13 protein-coding genes and 1 pseudogene are annotated in these 21,908 nt (G+C 61.8%); 7 read left to right on the top strand and 7 right to left on the bottom strand.

Annotation, left to right across the window (positions count from 1 at the left end; all coding sequences use genetic code 11):
- The first annotated feature begins 101 nt into the window (after positions 1 to 101).
- Entirely contained in the window at positions 102 to 1,523 is a 1,422-nt protein-coding gene (locus tag ACESTR_RS12610; protein ID WP_278434033.1) for a DEAD/DEAH box helicase, read from the top strand.
- Between the two features lie 160 nt (positions 1,524 to 1,683).
- Here ACESTR_RS12610 and ACESTR_RS12605 read toward each other — a convergent pair whose 3' ends face one another.
- Together ACESTR_RS12605 and ACESTR_RS12600 are read right to left on the bottom strand one after the other, a co-directional pair.
- Complete coding sequence (locus tag ACESTR_RS12605; RefSeq protein WP_014774548.1) at positions 1,684 to 2,352, bottom strand: M15 family metallopeptidase; 669 nt, start codon at positions 2,350 to 2,352, stop codon at positions 1,684 to 1,686.
- A gap of 198 nt (positions 2,353 to 2,550) precedes the next feature.
- Positions 2,551 to 4,593, bottom strand: a complete 2,043-nt coding sequence (locus ACESTR_RS12600) for an alpha-L-fucosidase (protein WP_014774549.1) — start codon at positions 4,591 to 4,593, stop codon at positions 2,551 to 2,553.
- A 300-nt stretch (positions 4,594 to 4,893) separates the two neighbouring features.
- Here ACESTR_RS12600 and ACESTR_RS12595 point away from each other — a divergent pair, with 300 nt between their 5' ends.
- Complete coding sequence (locus tag ACESTR_RS12595; RefSeq protein WP_278713879.1) at positions 4,894 to 8,124, top strand: DUF2723 domain-containing protein; 3,231 nt, start codon at positions 4,894 to 4,896, stop codon at positions 8,122 to 8,124.
- Between the two features lie 112 nt (positions 8,125 to 8,236).
- On the opposite strand, the gene ACESTR_RS12590 is transcribed toward ACESTR_RS12595, so the two are convergent.
- The gene (locus ACESTR_RS12590; RefSeq protein ID WP_279183282.1) at positions 8,237 to 8,848 is read right to left on the bottom strand and encodes a hypothetical protein; all 612 of its coding nucleotides are present in this window, start codon (positions 8,846 to 8,848) and stop codon (positions 8,237 to 8,239) included.
- On the opposite strand from ACESTR_RS12590, the gene ACESTR_RS12585 reads away from it, so the two are divergent.
- The 4 genes and pseudogenes from ACESTR_RS12585 (at position 8,847) to ACESTR_RS12570 (ending at position 17,144) form a co-directional block, all read left to right on the top strand.
- Positions 8,847 to 9,248, top strand: coding sequence for a hypothetical protein (locus ACESTR_RS12585; protein ID WP_014774551.1), 402 nt, complete (start codon positions 8,847 to 8,849; stop codon positions 9,246 to 9,248). The two genes, ACESTR_RS12590 and ACESTR_RS12585, sit on opposite strands and share 2 nt — an antisense overlap.
- Positions 9,249 to 9,260: 12 nt before the next feature.
- A pseudogene (locus ACESTR_RS12580) lies at positions 9,261 to 11,039 on the top strand (hypothetical protein).
- Between the two features lie 56 nt (positions 11,040 to 11,095).
- On the top strand, positions 11,096 to 14,410 hold the full coding sequence (locus tag ACESTR_RS12575) for a glycoside hydrolase family 2 protein (protein ID WP_373179339.1): 3,315 nt from the start codon (positions 11,096 to 11,098) through the stop codon (positions 14,408 to 14,410).
- Positions 14,411 to 14,423: 13 nt separating this feature from the next.
- Positions 14,424 to 17,144: a GH116 family glycosyl-hydrolase gene (locus tag ACESTR_RS12570; protein ID WP_302270083.1), complete on the top strand. Its 2,721-nt coding sequence runs from the start codon at positions 14,424 to 14,426 to the stop codon at positions 17,142 to 17,144.
- Positions 17,145 to 17,340: 196 nt separating this feature from the next.
- On the opposite strand, the gene ACESTR_RS12565 is transcribed toward ACESTR_RS12570, so the two are convergent.
- Complete coding sequence (locus ACESTR_RS12565; RefSeq protein ID WP_302270085.1) at positions 17,341 to 19,017, bottom strand: AMP-binding protein; 1,677 nt, start codon at positions 19,015 to 19,017, stop codon at positions 17,341 to 17,343.
- A 99-nt stretch (positions 19,018 to 19,116) separates the two neighbouring features.
- Between ACESTR_RS12565 and queG the strand changes: the two genes are divergently transcribed.
- Entirely contained in the window at positions 19,117 to 20,025 is a 909-nt protein-coding gene (gene queG / locus ACESTR_RS12560) for a tRNA epoxyqueuosine(34) reductase QueG (RefSeq protein ID WP_014774552.1), read from the top strand.
- A gap of 128 nt (positions 20,026 to 20,153) precedes the next feature.
- On the opposite strand, the gene ACESTR_RS12555 is transcribed toward queG, so the two are convergent.
- The 3 genes from ACESTR_RS12555 to ACESTR_RS12545 form a co-directional block, all read right to left on the bottom strand.
- Positions 20,154 to 20,315: a hypothetical protein gene (locus tag ACESTR_RS12555; RefSeq protein WP_302576517.1), complete on the bottom strand. Its 162-nt coding sequence runs from the start codon at positions 20,313 to 20,315 to the stop codon at positions 20,154 to 20,156.
- Between the two features lie 12 nt (positions 20,316 to 20,327).
- Positions 20,328 to 21,287: a tetratricopeptide repeat protein gene (locus ACESTR_RS12550; RefSeq protein ID WP_009598590.1), complete on the bottom strand. Its 960-nt coding sequence runs from the start codon at positions 21,285 to 21,287 to the stop codon at positions 20,328 to 20,330.
- Between the two features lie 93 nt (positions 21,288 to 21,380).
- Positions 21,381 to 21,830 carry a nucleoside deaminase gene (locus ACESTR_RS12545; RefSeq protein WP_288299000.1) on the bottom strand — a complete coding sequence of 150 codons (450 nt, stop codon included), beginning with the start codon at positions 21,828 to 21,830 and terminating at the stop codon, positions 21,381 to 21,383.
- Positions 21,831 to 21,908 lie beyond the last annotated feature (78 nt).

Here is a 21,908-nt window from a genome sequence, read left to right as displayed (position 1 = left end):
AATAGCACGCGCCGGTCTGACGCCACCCGTTTTTCCCTACCGTATATTATGCGACAATACGAATTATCCGGCTCCCAGAACCGGAATAAAACCGATATGCAATGACATTCAAGGAACTGAACCTCATAGAACCCATCATGCACGCCGTAGCCGAGAAGGGCTACGTCACCCCCACGCCCATTCAGGAGCAGGCCATTCCGCCCGCACTCGAAGGACGCGACCTGATGGGCTGCGCCCAGACAGGAACGGGCAAGACGGCGGCCTTCACGCTGCCGATCCTGCAGCTGCTCTCGGCCCGGCCCCGCACCAAAGGACGCCGCCCCATCAAGGCGCTGGTGCTCACGCCCACGCGCGAACTGGCTATCCAGATCGACGAGTGCTGCCGCGACTACGCCCGCTACACCGACCTGCGCCACTGCGTGATCTTCGGCGGTGTCAACCAGCGTCCGCAGGTGGACGCCCTGCAGCGCGGCGTCGACCTGCTGGTCGCCACGCCGGGCCGCCTGCTCGACCTGATCGGACAGGGATACGTCTCGCTCTCCGACATCCGCTTCTTCGTGCTCGACGAAGCCGACCGGATGCTCGACATGGGTTTCATCCACGACATCAAACGGATACTTCCGCTGCTGCCCAAAGAGCGGCAGACGCTCTTCTTTTCGGCGACGATGCCCTCGGACATCGTCACGCTGGCCAATTCGATGCTCCACGACCCGGTGCACGTCACCGTCACTCCTCCGGCGTCGGTCGTCGAGACGATCAGCCAAAGCGTCATGTTCGCCGAAAAGGCCGAGAAAAAAGACCTGCTCATCAGCCTGCTGCGCGAACGCTCCGAAGGCTCGGTGCTGGTTTTCTCGCGCACCAAGCACGGCGCGGACCGCATCGCCCGCATCCTCACCAAAGCGGGCATCGAGGGGCGCGCCATCCACGGCGACAAGTCGCAGGGGGCCCGCGAACGGGCCATGAACGATTTCCGGGCGGGCCGCTGCCGCGTACTGATCGCCACCGACATCGCCGCGCGGGGGATCGACATCAGCGAACTGCCGCTGGTCATCAATTACGACCTGCCGGAAGTGGCCGAAACCTATGTACACCGCATCGGACGCACGGGACGCGCCGGGCACGACGGCACGGCGATCGCATTCTGCTCGGAAGACGAACGCCCGCTGCTGAAAGACATCCAGAAACTGACCGGACTTGTCCTCGATCCCGATTCCGGACGCCTCACGCCGGGCATGCAGACCGACACGAAATCCCCGCGGAAACAGGAATCCTCCAAGCAGGCCGCACCGAAGCAGGCCGCGCAGGGCGCCGCCGGCCGGACACCGGCCGGACAAAGCGGAGATGCAAAAGGGCCGCGCCGACGCAGGCGAAACGCCCCGAAACGGGAAGGACAGGCCCAGAGCGCACACGCGCCGCAACCGCAAAACGGCGGAGGACAAGCGTCCGAAAACCGCGAACCGGGCCGCCGCAGGCCGCACCGCCGCAGACGCAGCGACCGGAAATCCGAAGGGCAGCGCTCCTGAAAAGCAAAGTGTCCCAGCAAAAGGAAAGCGTCCCTGAAAAGGAGAAGCATCCCGGAGCGGGGAAGCGTCCCTGAAAAGGAAGCGCCGAAAACAGAAACCGGGCCGGACAACCGGCCCTTTTGTCATCCGGAGGAGTGCGCCGAAAGCAGCCCTCCGCGGATTAGAAATCCAATAACTTATACCGGGTCCGGACTTCGGACATCGCCATCGGCTCCTCGTAATGCCACCACTCGCGGCGGTAAGGCACCAGCCCCGCTTCGCGCATCACGCTTCCGAGCAGCTGGCGGTTGCGACAGGCTTCGGCCGAAATGCGTCCCTCGGCCGCCAGCGCGGGTTCGTTGCCCGTGTGGGCCTCGTCGCCGAAGAAATCGACCGGAGTTCCCATATCGACCGGAGCGCCGGTCTCGTCGAGCAGCGTCACATCGACCGCAACGCCGTAGTTATGGCGTCCGCCGCGCGTTCCGTCGGCGACGTACACCTGATTCGGCGTACCTTTGACCAACTCGTACATCTGCCGCTGCACGCTGACCGGACGCGCGGCGTCGCACACCAAGAGCCGCCATCCGGGACGACGCTCCCGCAGCAGCCGCTGCGCCGCAGCCACCTTGCGCGCGAAATGCGGAAGCAGGTAGGCGGTTTCCAGATCGCCGTAGACGTCGCGGCGCATGAAATTATCCGGGGCCGAGTACATCAGCTTCACCCGCAGCGTCGAATCCACGGCCAGCACATCCACCAGCCCCGCCCGGCGCATCTTGGCGTCGAAGCCCTCTTGGGCCTGCACGCCCCAGCAAATCATAACCGCTGCAAACACCATCCAAACTCTTCTCATAACAACATCTCCATTTTCCAGCTCAAAGATAATCAATTATCTGCAAATCAAAAGACACCGCCGGGCGCACGGCAGGCCGGACCGTCCGGATCAAAGCCCGGCTCCGGGAACCGCCGCAAACGGCGTGCGCACGCCGTTCCCAAACAAATGAACGGCAGCCCCGAAGATAGCGCCGTCCATCCGACACACGCATATCGACTATTCCGTCAGAACCGAAAATTCCGCGATGCCGGGACGGTCGCCCGCAGCGAGCGACAGCGCCTCGAACCGGACGGTACGCCCGCGCAGCGGCTCGAATTCCACGACCTGCTCCACCGGATTGTTGACGATATTCGAGAATTCGCCCTCCGCCGCCGTACGGCCGTCGACCGACACGCGATAGCGGGTCACCACGCCGCTCGCCCAGCGACTTTGGTCGGGCGTGTAGGCAAATCCCCTGAAAGTCCGCTCCTCCCCCGTATCGGCGGAGAACCCCGCAACGCCCGCGGGCAGATAGACGACAGTCGAGACATCGCCGTCGAAAAGCCCGACGGCCTCTTCGTCCGGAAGCTCCTTCACGCGAAACGCCCCACAGGGAATATCGAACCCGCGCGAAGCCACGGCGCTCATACGACCGTCCTCCGGGTCCCGGACAAGCGCCTTGACAACGCCCCGGCCCGTCATCGGAAAAGGTTTCGCGTACAGCTCCGAAGAAGGCCCCGGCTCCGTCCCGTCCAGCGTATAGCGGATCTCCGCCTGCGTATCGCCCGCAGCGAGCGTCACCTCGCCCGCACCGTTGCGCACGATGCGCGGCTCTTCGAGCAGCACGGGCGCATCGTAGGCTCCCACATTGGAGATGCAGAGCGGACCGCGGGCCTGCCCGAAACGGACGCGGAGCGCCGGAGTCGTGACCCCTGCGAAACGAATGATCCGCTTGTATCCGATCGTCGTCATTTCCTCCGCGGTTTCGACGGGCCGCCACGTATCGCCGTCGAGCCATTCGACGGCAAAGCGTCCGACGCGCTGTCCGAGCGGAATATATTCCTGAAGCAAAATGCGGTTCACACGGCGCGGCCGCTCAAACTGCAGCGAGAGCGTCGCCGCCGTCACGCCGTCGTCGGTAGCCCAGTAAGTATCGGCCCTGCCGTCGACGGCTTTCGCCGCGGAGAACCGGCGCGCCCCGCCCCGCACGTTGTCGGCCGTCGCTTGGGCTTCGCCGAAAAGGTCGTGCGCGAACTCCGCATCGAGCGCACGGCGCCACTCCATGATACGCGCGGAATCCGCAGGGGCGATGCGGCCGGAGCGATCGACCGGAAAATTGAGCAGCAGATTGGCGTTGCGCCCCACGCTTTCATAATAGATGTCGATCAGCCGCGAGAGACTTTTGAGCTGGTGGTCTTCCCGCGGATGATAGAACCAGCCCGGACGTATCGAGACGTCGCACTCGCCCGGCAGCCATGTATCGCCGTCGGACTCGCCGCAGGTGAAATCATTGAGCCGTTCATCGCCGCGGCCCTTTACCATGCTCCAATTCGTCTGTCCGGCCCGGCCCTCTTCGTTGCCTATCCAGCGGATGTCGGCGCACGTGCCGCCGAAAATCACCGCTCCGGGCTGCAGTTCGTTGATCGTCCGGCGCGCCCGCTCGTAGCCGTAATAGGTCTTGGCGTCGATGCTGCGCTTCTCGTCCGCACCGCCGTACCAGCCGTCGCCGCCGTTCGCGCCGTCGAACCAGTATTCGAAAAGCGGCCCGTAACCGGTGAGCAGTTCGCGCATCTGGTTGTGGAAATAAGCGACATACTCCTCCCGCCCGTATTCCGGATGGTTGCGGTCCCAAGGCGAAAGATAGATGCCGAACTTGAGTCCGTGCCTGCGGCAGGCATCGGACAGCTCCCGCACCAAATCCCCCTTGCCGCCGCGCCACGGGGAGTTCTTCACGCTGTACTCGGTATAGGCCGAAGGCCAGAGACAGAACCCGTCGTGGTGCTTGGCCGTGAGCATCACGCCTTTCATTCCGGCGGCCCGGAACGTCCGCACCCACTGGTCGCAATCCAGATCCGCAGGGTCGAACGTCGAAGCCGGAGTATCGCCGTACCCCCATTCCATGTCGTTGAACGTATTGAGCCCGTAATGGACGAAGGCGTAGGTTTCCAGCTGCTGCCAAGCGAGCTGACGGGCATTCGGCACCGGAAAAAGCGGCGCGGGAGCTTCGACGCGGCCGCATGCGGCCGCGAAGAGCAGAAAAACGGAGAGCGTTCTTTTCATGGACGGACAATTATTCGTTAAAATTAAACAAAATCGGAAACATAACGAAAAATCAGGCGGCAAAAACAACCGACCGCATTCGCCGCACGGCGGCCCTGCCGCGACCGGGGAATGACGACCGGCGTCCGCCCGCGCAGCGCCTGCCGCCTCCGGCAGAGAGCCTGAAACAGAAGCCCCCGCGGCCCGGCCGCCGAAAAGCCCTAAAAATAAAAACTTTCCGCCTCGGCGGGTAATATTGATTGGATTTCGCCGTTAAATGATTACTTTTGCACGAAACAAAGCGAACATACCGAAAACAATATGACATTCTTCAAACGCTGGAACAACATCGTCGGCTGGGCGGTCTTCGCCATCGCCGCCGCGGTCTACCTGATGACGATGGAACCCGTTTCGAGCCTCTGGGACTGCTCGGAATTCATTGCAACTTCCTACAAACTCGAAGTCGGGCACCCTCCCGGTGCACCGCTGTTCATGATGCTGGCCCGGCTGGCGACCCTGTTCGCCTTTGGCAATCCCGACTACGTGGGAGTGGCCGTAAACGCCATGAACTCCATCGCCAGCGCATTCTGCATCCTGTTCCTGTTCTGGACCATCACCCATCTGGCACGGCGCCTGGTGACTCGCGGCGGCGGTGAGCTGACGCAGGCCAACACGCTGGCCGTCCTCGGCGCAGGCATCGTCGGCGCGCTGGCCTACACCTTCACCGACACGTTCTGGTTCTCGGCCATCGAGGGCGAGGTATACGCCCTCTCGTCGATGTTCACGGCGCTCGTGGTGTGGCTGATGCTCAAATGGGAAGAGGAGGCCGACGAACCCCATTCGTCACGCTGGATCGTGCTGATCGCCTACATGATGGGCCTTTCGATCGGCGTGCACATCCTCAACCTGCTGACCATTCCGGCGCTGGTATTCATCTACTATTTCCGTAAGACGGAGAAGGTGACCTTCAAAGGCATGGTCTACGCCACGCTGATCGCGGGCGCCATCCTGCTCTTCATCAACAACATCATCATCCCCTACACGGTCTATGTCGGGGCGATGGTCGATCTCTTTTTCGTCAATACGCTCGGCCTGCCCGTCAATTCGGGCATCGTGCTCTTCGCGCTGGCGCTGATTCTGGGCTGCGGCTGGGCCGCATGGTACACCCACCGCAAAGGCAAGGTCGTCTGGAACATCATCCTGCTCTCGACGACGATGGTGCTCGTCGGCTTCTCGTCGTACGCGTCGGTGACGATCCGCGCCGCGGCCAATCCGCCGATGAACAGCAACAACCCCAACAACCCGCACGCACTGCTGTCGATGCTCAACCGCGACCAGTACGGCGACCGTCCGCTGCTGCTGGGCGCCTATTACTCCGCGCCGCCCGAAGGCTACAAGGAAAAATCGTTCTACTACCTCGACGAGGACGGCAAATACAAACCCGCTTCGGTCATCACGGGTTACACCCACTCCCCCGAATTCGTACACTTCTTCCCCCGCATGTGGGACGCCCGCAAAGGCGAGAAGGAGTACAAGCAGTGGGGCGCCTACCGCACCCGGACCGACGTCATGCGCGACGACAAGGGTGAAATCCTCCGCGACGAACAGGGCCGTCCCATACGGGGCGAGGTAGTCGATTTCGGCCGTAAGAAACTCTACAACGACGGTTACGAGGACCGCACGATCGTCGAGCCGACGTTCGCCGAGAACCTCAACTTCTTCTTCAACTACCAGCTGTCGTACATGTATTGGCGTTACTTCCTGTGGAATTTCGTGGGACGCCAGAGCGACATACAGCCCACACGCACGCAGATCACCGACGGCAACTGGCTGTCGGGCATCAAATGGATCGACGAGAAATTCCTCGGCCCGCAGGACGACCTGCCCCGCGAAATCGCCGAAAACAAGGGCCGCAACACCTATTACTTCCTGCCCTTCCTGCTGGGACTGATCGGACTGATCTACCAGCTGAACCGCGACGAACGCAACTTCTCGATCGTCCTTTGGCTCTTCATCATGACGGGCATCGCGCTGGTGTTCTATTTCAACACCTCGCCGGGCGAACCGCGCGAACGCGACTACGTCTACGCGGGTTCGTTCTATGCGTTCTCGATCTGGATCGGCTTCGGCGTGCTGGCGGTCCGCGACCTCGTCGCATGGCTCACCAAGCGTAAAAACGTCACCGCGGCAGTTGCCGCGACGGCGGTCTGCATGGTCGTCCCGACGATCCTCGCGGCGCAGAACTGGGACGACCACGACCGTTCGCACCGCTACATGGCGCGCGACATCGGCTGGAACTACCTGATGTCCACGCTGCCCAACTCGATCATCCTCAATTACGGCGACAACGACACCTTCCCGCTGTGGAACAATCAGGAGGTTTACGGCGTACGTCCCGACGTGCGCATCATGAACACCTCCTATCTGGGCGGCGAATGGTACATCGACGAGATGAAGACCAAGGCCAACAAGGCGCCGGGCGTGCCCTTCTCGCTGCCGAAGAGCAAATACACCTTCGTAAACGACTGGGTGCCGGTTTACGACCGCGTCAACCGCAGCGTCGATATCAAGGAGGTGATGGACTTTATCCGCACCGACCATCCGGACTCCAAGATCAAGATGGCCGACGGTTCGATGGTGGACTACATCCCGACCAAGCGCATCGCGCTGCCGGTGAACAAGGAGAACGCCATCGCATCGGGCATCGTCGCCGAAAAGGACCGCGACAAGATGGTGGACACGGTTTACATCAACCTGCGCAAGAATTCGATCGACAAGAACCAGCTGATGATTCTCGACATGCTGGCCAACTTCGACTGGAAACGGCCTATCTACATGACGCAGGTCTACATCCTGCAGGATTTCGGACTGATGGATTACCTCCAGTTCGACGGCTACGCCTACCGTTTCGTGCCGATCCTCACCCCGGTGCAGAATCCGTGGGAGATCGGGCGCGTGGACGCCGATTATGCGGCGCCGCTGCTGCGCGACACCTTCAGATACGGCAACCTCTCCGATCCGAGGGTATACGCCGACTACTTCATTCAGTATAACCTGAGCGCATCGCATGCACGCGACTCCTTCGCACGGGTCGCCAAGGAGCTGCTGCGGCAGGATCGGGCGCAGGAGGCGGTCGAGCTGCTCGACCTCGGACTCGAAAGGATGCCTACGTGGCAGATCCGTTTCACCGACACCAATACCTACCCCTTCCTCGAAGCCTATTACGCCGCATCGGCGATGGGCGTCGAAGAGGCCGCCGCCAAGGGCGACGCCCTGCTGCGCGAGTATGCCCAAACGCTGATCGAATACATCGAGTACTACCTACGCTTCGAGGGAACGCAGGGCGACATGGTATCGCCGATCCTCGACGAGAAACTCGACCAGCTGGGCGACATCTACTATCTGGCGACCTACGCCGGACGCAAGGAAGTCGTCGCGGAGCTGAACACCTACTACCGTTCGTTCGGAGTCTCGGAAGACAACCTCGTGGACGTCGGCGACAAGCCCCGTCAGGCCGACACGACGCTGATTCCCAAAGGCATGAACGAATAAAGACCCGCAATAGCGGAAAAAACGCACACGCCCGGCAATGCAGTTGCCGGGCGTGTGCGTTTTTTCCGCAGGCCGTCCGAAAGCGGACAGACAGCGCGCCGAAGCTTCCGCCTCAGAATCCGAGTGCGACGTTCACCCCCTCAGGCGCATTCTCGAACCGCAGCAGGCAGGTGTGCGACTCCTCGTCCCACTCGAAACCGGGATCGGCCACGGGCGTTCCGTCGCTTCGGGTCACGTCCGTCGCAACCGGCTTCCGGGGCAGCAGTACCCGCATGACGTTGGTCGTCTGAGCCGGCCCCTTGACCATGAACGAGTAGCCGTTCCGCCCCACCCGCTCGGTCTCGACGCAGGCGGCGCACGCCAATACCTGCGGCCGGCCGGGATCGGCGACCTTGTCCAGATTGTAAAGCAGCGCCTGCGTACCGGGCAGCACCGCACGGCGCGTCAGCACCGGAAGCGCCGGATCGAACAGGTCGATGAATTTCCCTTCCAGCACGAAAGGCTCCGTATCCGCATTTTCATCGACGACGGCCACGATCTCGTAAGGTCCCCGTTCGAGGTAGAAATGTTTTTTGAATTCGAGCGTCCCGGCCTGCTTCCCTTTGCCGTAAAGCCCGCGCACGGCAGCAAGATACTCCGCATCGCCGCCTGCCGTGAGGACGAAATCCTTCGGATCGCGGCGGATCACCGTCGGAGTCCACTCCGAAGGCCGGCGCGAGATCATGGAAAACCCCGGCGACGAGGGCAATCTCGTGCAGGAAGCCGAGATTCTCAAAGCATTCTCGATCGTCGCGGGCGTCCGCTGCGAAGGCCGCAGGCTGACGCTCATGCCCCGCCTGCCGTGGTTGTGGGACACGATGGAGTGCGTGGACTGGCCTGTCACCGACGCCGACGGGCGGACGCACCGCATCCGCTTCACCGTCCGCCACGAACGCTGGCTGCGCCGCTGCACGGTCGAGCTGGAAGGCATCGGCAGGTTCGAAGGCACGGACATCCGTTTCGGCCCGTTCCCCCGTCTGCAGAACAACCCGAAGGGTTACGAAACCGAACTGATCGGAAACGCCTCGTGGATCTGGGTCCGCGGCATCAAAGGCGACAAACGCACGATCACCGTCGAACTCTAACCGCAACAGGCCATGAAACACCTTTTCATCGCGGCATGCTGCTGTCTGGCGTCCGCCGGATTCGCGGCCGAGCCGTTCGAAATCCGCGGCGTGCTGCCGTGGCACAACTTCCTCTGCGGCCCGACGGCTTGGAACAAAGCCGATTACGAGGTTTACCTCGACAACTGCGAAGCCGAAGGCATCAACTTCATCGGTTTTCACAACTACACGGGCGGCGGCGAACGCTACGCCACCTACGTCGAACCGATGGTGCGCATCTCCTACCGGGGCATCGTGCCGCAGGCCATGCTCGACAACTCGCTCAGCTGCCGCTGGGGCGCACTGCCGCTCCGGCTCAAGGAGTTTGCGTTCGGCTCGCAGCGGGCGCTCGACGTACCGCGCGGCGCCGAAGCCTTCGGCAGCGACTGCTCCCTGATTTCGAAAACACCCGACGAACACTACCGCAACACGCAGCGGCTGATGCGCGACGTACTGCGCATGGCCCACGACCGGGATATCGAAATGGCCATGGGCTTCGAATTCGGCGTCGTGCCGCCCGAATATTTCTCGCTCTACGCCGCAGGCAGCTGTTTCTTCTGGCTCGGCGCAGGCAACATGGTCCCCAATCCGTGCCATCCGACCTCGGTCGAACTGCACCGGGCGGCGCTCGACGACCTGCTGGAAAACTATCCCGACATCGACTATGTGTGGCTCTGACTCAACGAACATTCGTTTCTGGGCGTGGTCGTCGAACAGGCGCTGGGCGACCCCGCCTTCGCGGAGGTGTTCCGCCGGGAATCGGGCCATTTTGAAGAGGCGCAGAGCGACAGCGAACGTTTCGTGGGCGTGTGGTCGCTCGAATACATCCGCCGCACGCTCGATCATCTCCGGCAGAAAGGCTCCCGCGCCAAGCTGATCATCGGCGGCTGGGGCGGCGGGGGCCAACTGCCGGGCATCCTGCGCGGACTGGACCGGGCGCTGCCCGAAGAGGTTGTCTTCAGCTGTCTGAACCCCGATCTGGGACGCACCCGACAGCCCGGATTCCTCGCCGACATCGCCCGCCACCGCAAAGTCTGGGCCGTGCCGTGGCTCGAAGGCGACAACCAGATGTGGCACCAGCAGCCGCGCGTGGGCAAGATGCGAGACCACGTACAGCTGGCCCGCGAACAGGGGCTTCAGGGCGTGGCGGCCATTCATTGGCGCACGGCGGAGACCCGCTATAACTTCCGCACGTTCGCCCGCTACGCCCGCACGTCGGACGACACGACCGTCGAAACGCTCTACAAGGAGTATTTCGAAGAGGATTTCGGCGCGCAGGCCGCCGCCGCACTCGCGCCCCTGATGGCCGCCGTCGATACGGCCAACGCATGGGAGGGACCGCAGTCCCCGGAGTACTTCGCATTCCGCCCCGACTGGGGAGTGCTCGACGAAGCGAACGCCGCTTCGCGGCAGGGGATCATCGACGCCATCGACGCCGTGCAGGACAAAGAGCAGACGCCGCAGCAGCGCCGCAACCTGAAAAGTTTCCGGGCCATGCTCTCGTTCGAGTTGCTGCTGGACAAGGTCGTACGGGCGATGGCTCCGGGCTGGGAGCTGCGCGACAAAACCCTTGCGGAGAACCGTCCCGCATCGCGCGAAGCCTGCGCCGCGGCGCTCCGCGAGTTGGAATCCGCCCCCGTCGAAGAGCTGATCCGCACCTATGTTTCGCGCACCGGGTCACGCGGCGAAATGGGCATCCTGACCTCGATCAACCAGCGGCTATGGAACAATTACCTGCTGCTGAAAAACTACCTGCAAGAAAACACGCATTAAAATAACCAACCGATCAACAATTATCCGCCATAACTAAAAAACTGCTACCGCTACTGTTGCTGCTGGGCGGTCTGTACGGCACGGAAAATTCCGCGCAGTCGCAGACCCGGTTCGACCGGCCGTTTGCGCCCCAAGAGGGTTTCGTTGCGACTCCCGAACGTCCCTGCCGGGACGAAATCTGCCTGAACGGCCGCTGGAAGTTCATGCCCGTCAAGACCGAAGGCATGACGCCCGAACAACTCAAGACGCAAACCTACCCGACGACCCCCGTATGGGACGCCGTGGAGTGCAAGGTTCCCTCGCCGTGGAACGTCAACGGCTTCTCCCGCGGCGGAGGCGGCGACTTCGTCGCCTATCCCAGTTACCCGGAGGCTTGGGAGCACGTGCAGGCCGCATGGCTGCAAAAGAAGGTGCAGATACCCGCCGGCTGGGACCGCCACCGCATAATCCTGCACTTCGAGGCGGTCGCCGGATATGCGCGCGTATTCACCAACGGCAACCTCGTATGCGAGAATTTCGACCTCTTCCTGCCCTTCTCCGCCGACATCACGGACTACGCACGTCCCGGACAGGAGATCGAAGTCACGGTGTGGGTCGCCCGCGCATCGCTGTTCGACGAACCCGGAAAATACGGGAAAAGGCCCTACATCGGCGGTTCGTTCTGGGGCAACCACATTGCGGGCATCTGGCAGGACGTCTTCCTGCTGAGTTATCCGGAGGTCTACATCGCCGACACCTACATCGACCCGGACGTGGCCGGCGACAGGCTCTCCGCCGAGCTGACAATCCTCAACACGACCGGCAAGCCGCAGCGCGTCGCGCTCAGCGCCGACGTACGCCGCTGGCACAACGACGCCGACACTTCGGCGCTGTCATTTCCCGTCCCGGCATGGCACCTCGACGACGCTCCGGCCTTGGATTATCCCGCGCGGCACGTAACGCTCGCACCGGGCGAAAACAAGGTGACGCTGCAAGGCGTTCCGGACGGACGGCTGGAGAAATGGTCGCCCGCCAATCCCGCGCTGTACGGCATGACCGTCTCCATGCAGGGCAAAAAGGGAATCGCCGACAGGGATTACACGCGCTTCGGCTGGCGGCAGTTCCGACTCAAAGGCACACGGTTCTACCTCAACGACGAAGTGATCGAGCTGAAGGGCGATTCGTGGCACTTCATGGGCATTCCGCAGATGACGCGGCGGTACGCCTACTCGTGGTACCGCATGCTCAGGGACGCCAATGCCAACGCCGTACGCCTGCATGCGCAGGTTTTCCCGCGTTTCTATCTGGATATGGCCGACGAAATGGGCATCTGCGTGCTGGACGAAACCGCCATGTGGTCGAGCGACGGCGGTCCCAAGGTCGATGCCGAAGCCTTCTGGCAGGCATGCCGCGACCATGTCAGAGGCATGGTCCTGCGCGACCGCAACCACCCCTCGGTATTCGGCTGGAGCGTCTGCAACGAGATGCTGGCCGTCACCAAGCACGTAGTCCACGCCCCCGAACCGATCGTCGAACGCAACATCGCCGAGATCAACGAATGGGTGCGCATCACCCGTGAATGCGACCATACGCGCAACTGGATTTCGGGCGACGGCGAGACCCAGACCGACACCGACCTGCCGACCGTCATCGGCCACTACTGCAACACGCCGCTGATGCTCGAATGGAAGAGCAAGGGCAAACCGTGGGGCGTCGGCGAGATGGGTATGTGCTACGCCGGAACCCCGGCCCACGTCTCGGTGGTCAACGGCGACCGCGCCTTCGAATCGCAGGAAGGCCGCATGGAGGGACTCGCGGGCGAAGCGTTCGAAACGATCTCCATGCAGCGCGGTCTGGATGCCTGCTACGCCTCGATTTTCAACCTCGCGTGGTACGGCGTGCAGCCGCTCGAAATCGGACTCAACGACATCACCCGTCCCGTAGAAGCGGAGGACGGCATCTGGTTCGGCCCCTACCGGGAAGGAGTTCCGGGCGTCCAGCCCGAACGGCTCGGCCCCTACACCACCACATTCAACCCCGGTTACGATCCCCGGCTTCCGCTGTACCGCCCGTGGGCGTTGTTCGAGGGCGTGAAAGCCGCATTCAGCGACACCTATGCCGCCCAGCCCAACAAATGGGCCGTACGCAAACACACCGAGATCAGCGAACCGGTTCCGGCCGCCCGCGACGTCGTCTGGATCTCCGCCGATCCGGAGTCGAAGGCCGAAAGGCAGTTCGAAGAGCTGTCCGTAGCATTCCGGCCGCTTGACACACGCCGCAATCAGCTCATCCTGCTCGACGGCATCCGCCCGGCGGAAGATCCGGCCCTCGTCGAACGGCTCCGCGCCGCACTCGGCGCCGGAAGCACCCTGCTGGTATGGAACATCTCGCCCGCGGCGCTTCCGCTGGTCGAAAAGCTCGGCGGCCACGCCGTGACGCTCACTCCGCGCAATGCCGCCAGCTACATCATACGCGGCAAACACTCGCTGCTCAACGGTCAGGACCTTTCGACGCTCTATTTCAACGAACGGACCAAAGAGCCGGTTTCCAGCTTCGTAATGCCCTCCGGCGACGCCTACGCCACCCTGCTCGACCCCTGCAACACGGATTGGAGCAAATGGAACTATCAGGAAGAGAACATCAAAACCGGGCAGGTGCTCCGCAGCGAGCGGGAGAGCAAGCCGCTCGGCAGCGTACTGCTCCGCGGCGAGGCCGGCCGGGGCGAGCTGCTGCTCTCGGCGATCGACCCCTTCGTGCTGGGCAACAAGGGCAGTGCGCTGATCCATGAAATGCTGCACAATCTGGGCGCACGGTTCAACGGCCGCCCGCGCCATATCCCGGCGGCGCTCGACCGGAACGGCACGGTCGTACACGCCCTGCTGAGCGGCACCTATGCCGGCGGAAGCATGGACGAGGTCATGGCCCGCGACTACCTCGAAGGCACTCCGGCGGCCGACCTGCGGCCGGGAGCGGTAACCTCCGGAAGATATTGGGGCGCCGTGGACAGCAACGAAGAGGGATTCTGGAACTTCGAAACGATGAACCTCAAGGGCGAGCAGAAAGACTGCGCCGTTTACCTGAGTTTCTGGCTGTTCAGCCCCCGGTCGCTGGTCAACCTGCTGCTGGAGCCCAACATGCCCCGTCTCGATCTGGAATTCGCGGTGGACGACAAACTGGCCGTATACGTCAACAGCAACCTTCTCGACAACGCGATCAAACGGCAGGACAACCCCGCTCTGCCGCAGCGCATCGAAGGCATTCCGCTCGAAAAGGGCTGGAACCATGTTCTGCTCAAGGTAGGCCAGTTATGGGGAGGCTGGAACGGCCGCTTCCGCTTCACCGCCACCGATCCCGCCTACATGCGGCAGCTCGAATCGGTCATCATGCAGTAAAACCCCGGAAGCCATGCGAATCAAACTCCTGAACACGGCGCTCTGCCTGCTCTTCACGGCCGCCGGTCTGCACGCGCAGGAAACCGACTACGGCGCCGGCGCAGCCAACGTACGTTTCATCCCCTCGCAGGGACTTCTGGGCGGACGCACCGATTTCGACTGCCTCCGGCTGAAAAACCACCCCGCCGCCAGCGGCGTGCCGCTGGGTGGCATCGGGGCGGGCAACGTGCAATTCGCACCCGACGGACGCTTCGTCCGGATCGGAATGAACAACATACACCTGCCCATCCGCAAAAGCACCGGATCGTTCTTCACGCTCTGGCATCGCAGCGGCGGCACGGCGGACGCACGCAGGCTCGTGCGCGACACGCTGGTGCAATACGGCATGGAGGGCGTTTCCACGACCTATTACACCGGATTGTTCCCCCGCGCCGAACTCGATCCCGGAGAGGTGTTTCCGGGCGTAAAAGTCCGAATCCGCGCCTGCTCTCCGCTCATTGCGCACAACGTCAAGGATTCGAGCCTTCCGCTGGCGTTCTTCGACGTCGAGCTGGAATCCGCCGAAGGAGGCGAGACGGCCGTGGCCTTCTCGTGGGAGGATTTCATCGGACGGGGCATCCGCGAACCCGAAAGCATCGAAGGCATGGACGGCCAGCTTTTCGGACAGGGCCGCAACGAGCTGTGCAACGGCGAAGAGTGGCCCGAACGTCCTTTGGAGCAGACCTTCGCCCGCACATGGGAGTGCGGCGCGATGGCCGGAGTGCGGCAGTTCGCGGCAGGCCCGCTGCAACCCAAACGGGCCAATTTCCAGAATTACGTCGACGAAGTGGCCGTTCTGGCGCAGACCGACTCCGCGACCCGGCTCTCGACACTCACGGCCTACGACCTCGCCGCGGGCGACGAGGCGTGGGAGGCGTTCCGCCGCAACGGCGAATTCGACGCAACGGACGACGGCGTCGCACTGCTCTCGACGCCGGGCGAGAAGCGGTGCGGAAGCGCCGTAGCCCTGAAAACCACACTGCGGCCGGGCGAGAAGAAAACGTTCCGCTTCATGCTGGCGTGGTACTACCCCGAACTCAAAGTGGACCGCCGCAGCGATCCGCCCGAATTCTACTGGGCCGGAGGCAGCGATTACGGCCGCTATTTCCACAATTTCTTTTCGGGACTGTCATCTTTGGTGCGTTACGGGGCCTGCGAACGCGAGAGACTCTGCGCGCAAACCGTCGAATGGCAGCGGCCCGTGTTGGAAAGCACGCTGCCCGACTGGTATAAGTTCAAACTCATCAACAGCGGGTACGTCATCTACACCAACATGATCCTCAACAAGAAAGGAGACGTAACCGTCAACGAAGGCGGCATGGGCGGATTGGCTGGAACCATGGACCAGCGCATCTCGTCGCACCCCTTCTACCAGAAATTCTTCACCCGGCTGGACCGTTCGGAGATGATGATATTCGCCGACGCCCAGCAGACCCGCGGCAACATCACCCACTTCATCGGCCACTATTACTTCGGCATGGGAACCGTCGGCGGACGCATCCCGACCGAAGAGGGCTGGATGATCGACAACACGGGAGGCTGGATCATCCAGCTCGCAAAGGATTACGAGCAGACGGGCGACATGGAGTACCTGCGGCGTTACGCCGGACGGGTGTACAACGGCATGGAGTTCCTGCGTTCGCTGATGCCCGAAGGGCTGGAGATTCCCATCGGCGGCACCACCTACGACGACTTCCACCATCCGCCCGTCTACAGTTACGGCGCGACGATCTACCTCGCCACGCTCAAGGCCGCCCGCGTGGTCGCCGCGGCCATGGGCGACGAAGTGCGCGTCAAGACTTACGAGGAGCAGTACGCACGGACGCAGAAAGAGCTGATCCGGATGTTGTGGAACGGCCGCTTCTTCGCCTACGGCTGCGAGAAGGACGGCTCCGGCCGCCGCGACGACCTGCTTTTCACCGGACAGCTCGGCGGACAGTTCGTAAGCCGTTACTGCGGCTGGGGCGACGTCGTGCCGATGCCGATGACCCGCGCGTCGGTCGTCTCGCAGTTCAAGATATCGCTCTCCAAGACCCCTGATTACTACGCCAACAAAGTATGGGACATCGGCCGGGGACACGGCATCGACAACCGGGGGTCGCAGTGCTGGCCCTTCTATCTGGAGAGCTACACGGCCTATGCCGCCATGCAGGCCGGGTATTACGACGACGCGCTGGAGATCATGCGCCACATACAGCTCGTCAATCTGCGCCGGGGCTGGAGCTGGTGCCAGAATCTGTGGAATCCCGCCGAACTGACCTACATGACGGCTCCGGTGGTATGGTTCTCGACCGACGTGCTCGCAGGCGCGGGCCTGAACGTCCCTGCGCAGGAGCTCCGGCTGGCGCCGGTCGTAAAAGGCCGCGAGAAGGCCGTCATGCCGCTCTACTACCCCGGATTCTGGGCCAGACTGACGGTCGATCCCGCCCGCCGGAAGATAAAACTGCAGATCACCAAAACCTTCGGCGAGCGGCAAACGATCCTCTCGCGCATCGTGTCGGAACATTACGGAGTCCCCGCGGAAGAACGCAAAATCATACCGATCGCCCCGTTCACGATCCGCGAAGGCGCCGAACTGGATCTTTCGGCCCATTATAAGGAGATCGTGCAGACCCGGACCGAACGCGCCGTGCTTCCCGATGCGGAGAGCGTTCCGTTCCTGACCGTCGATACCGCAGCAGCGACCGGCCGATAGCGAGACCGCGGCAGGCAGGCGAGGACCGCAGACTGGAAACCGCAAAGCGAAGTGCAAACCGCAGCCCGGAATAAGCGCAAACGCCAACCGACAGAAGCGCAAACCGCAGCCCGACAAAAAGGGTTGCAGAGAAACAGAAAAAAAATACCGCACTCCGAAAAGTGCGGTATTTCTTATTCCACAATATCCGAAGCCCCTATTTGGTTTCGGGCCGTCCGGCAGGGTGCTCCCCCGGAGTTCCGGACTCCTTCTTCTTGCTGTAGAGGAAACGCTTGATTTTGTGCGTCGGGGTTTTGACGAAGTCGTCCTTCTCCTCGACGACCTCCGAGATACGCGAGAAACGGTTGACCTTGGCATTCACGAAATCCAGAATCTCTTTTTTGAGCTGTTCGGTCTTGGCCTCCAACGCCTCTTTCTTGGAGGTCCACTCCTCGCGCCAATCGTCGATCATGCTTTCGATCTCGTCGCGGTTGAAGTGCACGAGGGCCACCAGACGGCCCTGCTGTTCGGTGACGATCGAATCGGCGATGTAGACATGCGAATTGAGGACGGTTTCGATGTCCTCCGGATAGATATTTTCGCCGCCCGGCCCCACGATCATGTTTTTCAGACGCCCCTTGATATAGAGCCATCCGTCCTTGTCGAATTCGCCGAGGTCGCCCGTCCGGAACCAGCCGTCGGCCGTAAATACCTCCTTCGTGGCTTCGGGATTCTTGAAATAGCCGAGCATGACGCTGGGCGAGTGCGCCACGATCTCGCCCTGACGGGTATCGGGATTGATATTCTCCAGCCGCAGTTCGACGCCCGGAGCCTGCGGACCGGTCGAACCGAGCCGCACCTGCGAGGGCGCGGCACCGGCCAGCAGCGGCGCAGTCTCGGTAAGTCCGTAACCGATGGCGTAAGGCACCTTGGCCTCCAGCAGGAATTTTTCGGCGTCTCCGTCGAGCTTCGCGCCGCCGATTCCGAGGAAACGCAGGCGGCCGCCGAAAAGCTTGAGCAGTTTCTTGCCCGCGACGCGGTGCAGGTAACGGCGCATGAAGCCGATCTTATAGAGCGTGCGCCAGAATCCGGTGGACTTGAATTTGGCGAGCACCTGCAAGCGGTAGATTTTTTCGATGATCAGCGGCACGATCAGCATCACCGAGGGACGCACCGCGCGCAACGCCGGCATCAGGGCCGAGGCCGTGGGCGGACGGTCCAGATATACGACCTGCGCGCCCATCGAGAAGGGATAGATCATGCCGATCGAACATTCGTACGTATGGGAGAGCGGCAGCACCGAAAGGAATACGTCGTCGGGCTGCACGGGGAAGATGCTCGACGAAATGCCCACCTGCGCGCAAAGCGCCGAATGGGTCAGCATCACGCCCTTGGGCTTGGAGGTAGTTCCCGAAGTATAGATGATGACCGCCAGATCATCGGGTTTGGGCACCGCCGTCGAACCTTGGGCATGGACCTGCTGGACGATGACTCCGAGGTTCTTGGTGCGGACCACGACGTTGAGCCGTCCGATGGTCTCTTTCGAAAGTTTGGTGAAAAGTTTGTCGGAGACGAGCAGCGCACGGGCCTCCGAATGCTCGATGATCATGTCCAGCTCTTCGCCCGAAAAGTCCGGAAGAATCGGCACGGCGATCATGCCGGCCGAAGTGACGGCAAAGTAGCAGACGCCCCAGTTGGGCATGTTGCTGCTCAGCAGGGCCACCTTGTCGCCGGCCTGCAGGCCGGCTCCCGTAAGGATTTCCTGCACCTTGGCAATACGACGGTCCACCTCGGCGTAAGTCACGTCGTCGCCTTCGAACATCGAAAATGCGACTTTCGACGCGAACTTTTCCACGCTGTTGCGAGCCAGTTCGTAAAGTGTATTGATGGTCATAATTTTTCGTTTTCAACTACGTCCGAATAACGTGAAAGTTTGGGGCGAAATTACTAATTTCCGGTTAAAAAACACTATTTTTGGGACAAATTTATCACTATGCTCGACTATCAGCACATCAAAAAACTTGCCGCCGACGCAGGATTCGATCTCTGCGGCCTTGCGCCCTGCGGCCACATGGCTCAGAACGAGGCGTGGCTCCGGGCGTGGCTGGGCAAGGGGTATCAGTCGTCGCTGACCTACATGGAACGCAATGTCGAGAAACGCGCCGATCCGCGCAAACTCGTCGAAGGGGCGCGTACGGCGGTGGTCTGCGCCGTAAGTTACAAAAACCGCATCGGCGAAGGGTATCCCCCCGGACACCGCACCAAAATCGCCTCCTATGCCTGCACGGCGGACTACCACACGACGATAAAGGGAATGCTGAACGGCATGCTGGAACATCTCAAAGCCGCCGATCCCGGACTCGGCGGCCGGGCGTTCGTCGATACGGCCCCGCTGCTCGAAAAACAGCTCGCCGTAGAGGCCGGACTGGGCTGGATAGGCCGCCAGTCGCTGCTCGTCACGCCCCGCCACGGCACCTATGTCCTGCTGGGCGAGCTGCTCCTGACCGACGAAGCCGACGCCTACGACGCCCCGTTCGAAGGGTCCCGCTGCGGCCGCTGCCGCAACTGCATCGAGAGCTGTCCCACGGGCGCCATCGTCGCCCCGAAGGTGATCGACACGGGTCGCTGCATCTCGTGCCACACCATCGAACGGGAGCCGTCCGGAGGAATCGACCTCGACGGCTGGATTTTCGGCTGCGACCGCTGCCAGAGCTGCTGTCCCCACAACCAGAAGGCGCCGATGCACGCCAATCGGGCGTTCGATCCCGTCTTCGACCCGCTGACGATGGATGCCGCAGCGTGGATGGCGTTGGACGAAACTGAGTTCGAAGCCCGCATGGGCGCAACGCCCCTGACCCGCAGCGGTCTGGCGCGCATCCGCGGCAATATCAAAACAGAATAAGCGCTTTCGCCCCGACTGCATAAGAGCCCTCCGGCGGTGCAAGAATTTACTCCGCCAGCGCGATGATTCGCCCCGGCAGTCCGAACCCCTCCCCCGACTGCGCAAGAAGCTCCCGGCAGTACGAAAAGTCACTCCGCCAGCGCGATGATTCGCCCCGGCAGTCCGAACCCCTCCCCCGACTGCGCAAGAAGCTCCCGGCGGTACGAGAAATCGCCCTGACTGCACAAAAAGCCCCCCTCGGCGAGACGAAAAAAGCGGATCCCCGCAAAGGGACCCGCTTCGTATCGCATGGATGAATATTCCTATTTCGAAAGCTCCGCGAGGGCTGCCTTGGCATTCTCGGCGGCGGGACCGTCGGTCACCTGCTTGAATGCGGCGATAGCCTGCGGCTTCATCTCCTTGGCGTTGTAGGCGGCGCCCAGCAGGTAGTACATCAGGCTCTTGTCGGCAGCGTCGGTCTGCGCGTCAGCAGCGGCCTGTCCCAGCTCGATCACCTTCGCATAGTCCTTCTTGTTGGCATAAGCCTGCAGACGAACGTTCTGGGCGAGTGCGCTTTCGGGATTCTTGGCCAGCAGGTCGTCGGCCATCTTGATAATGCCGTCGAAATCGTTGGCAGCCTGCATCTTGGCAACCATATTATTGGTATAGAGCGCCATGCCCTCCTTGGCCTTGGCTACATCCTCGGCGTATTTGGGATGGGTCTTGGCGGCGATGGCCTCGTAAACCTCCATACCCTTCTCATACTGTGCCATGTCGCCGCTGCTCATCGCCATTTCGCAGTAGCTCATCGCCAGATTGAGCGCCATGCCCGTATTGTCGGGGTCGGCGGCGTAACCCTTGGCGAAAATCTCCGAAGCGGTCGCGTAATCCTTATTGTTGAAAGCGTCGCCGCCCTGTATCTGGTAAATCTTGGCAACCCAGCCGTTCGATTTGGCCATCTGGTTCATATCGCCGTAAAGCTCCGACAGCTCGGCCGACTTGGTGAAATTCTTCAGCGCCTCCTCGTAATTCTTGGTTTTCAGTGCACTGCCGCCCAGCATGAAGTAGCATTTGGGAAGCGTGGTCTTGGCGGTGGCCACCAGCGAAGCGGCGGTCTCGTCGTCCATGCCCTTGTCGATTACCTCTTCGAATTTTGCGGCGGCTCCCGCGAAGTCCTTGTTTCCGAAAGCTGCTGCAGCTTCGTTATACACCGCCGTAAGATCCTGCGCCGAAAGCGACACCGTTGCCAGCAGCGCGATTACCGATACCAATAATTTTTTCATTTCCTATTCCGTTTTTTAAAGTTTTTCAGTTCGTGCACCCGTTTTCGGATACGTTGATCGCAAAAGTATATTTTTTTTCTTTTTTTTCAAAATCTAATTGCGCAAACCTGCGAAAAAAGAGGTCATCAACTCCTCGCATTCTTCGCCGAGCACGCCCCGCACCACCGTCGTTTTAGGATGGAACACCGTCTCCGAATAGCGTCTGTAACCCTTCTTCGGGTCGTCGGCGCCCCACACCACGCGGCCCACCTGCGCCCAGCCTGCGGCTCCGGCGCACATGATGCACGGTTCGACGGTGACGTACAGCGTGCAGCCCTGCAGGTATTTGCCGCCGAGGGTGGATGCGGCGGCGGTCAGCGCCTGCATCTCGGCATGGGCCGTAGGATCGGAGAGCGTCTCGACCAGATTATGGCCGCGTCCCACGACCGCGCCGTCGGCCACGACCACCGCGCCGATGGGCACTTCCTGCAACTGTAACGCTTTGCGCGCCTCGTTTAGTGCGAGACGCATGAATTTTTCATCGTTTTTTTTCTGATCTTCCACGGGCGGGATTTTTTGCAAAAGTAAGCAAAAAACTCTTTGCGACTGCTCCGCAGCACAAATAATATCTTCCGGGATTCC

Origin of the sequence: Alistipes sp. DJF_B185, assembly GCF_964250025.1 — a bacterium.
Classification (GTDB): domain Bacteria; phylum Bacteroidota; class Bacteroidia; order Bacteroidales; family Rikenellaceae; genus Alistipes; species Alistipes finegoldii.
Note: the sequence above shows the minus strand (reverse complement) of the source record. Positions and strands in the feature narration are given on the sequence as shown.

Coding starts and splice junctions, on each gene's coding strand:
- ACESTR_RS12600 (WP_014774549.1), bottom strand. CDS start 4,593: ATGAAAAGAACGCTCTCCGTTTTTCTGCTCTTCGCGGCCGCATGCGGC.
- ACESTR_RS12590 (WP_279183282.1), bottom strand. CDS start 8,848: ATGATCTCGCGCCGGCCTTCGGAGTGGACTCCGACGGTGATCCGCCGC.
- ACESTR_RS12605 (WP_014774548.1), bottom strand. CDS start 2,352: ATGAGAAGAGTTTGGATGGTGTTTGCAGCGGTTATGATTTGCTGGGGC.
- ACESTR_RS12585 (WP_014774551.1), top strand. CDS start 8,847: ATGGAAAACCCCGGCGACGAGGGCAATCTCGTGCAGGAAGCCGAGATT.
- ACESTR_RS12550 (WP_009598590.1), bottom strand. CDS start 21,287: ATGAAAAAATTATTGGTATCGGTAATCGCGCTGCTGGCAACGGTGTCG.
- ACESTR_RS12555 (WP_302576517.1), bottom strand. CDS start 20,315: ATGCGATACGAAGCGGGTCCCTTTGCGGGGATCCGCTTTTTTCGTCTC.
- ACESTR_RS12570 (WP_302270083.1), top strand. CDS start 14,424: ATGCGAATCAAACTCCTGAACACGGCGCTCTGCCTGCTCTTCACGGCC.
- ACESTR_RS12595 (WP_278713879.1), top strand. CDS start 4,894: ATGACATTCTTCAAACGCTGGAACAACATCGTCGGCTGGGCGGTCTTC.
- ACESTR_RS12610 (WP_278434033.1), top strand. CDS start 102: ATGACATTCAAGGAACTGAACCTCATAGAACCCATCATGCACGCCGTA.
- ACESTR_RS12565 (WP_302270085.1), bottom strand. CDS start 19,017: ATGACCATCAATACACTTTACGAACTGGCTCGCAACAGCGTGGAAAAG.
- queG (WP_014774552.1), top strand. CDS start 19,117: ATGCTCGACTATCAGCACATCAAAAAACTTGCCGCCGACGCAGGATTC.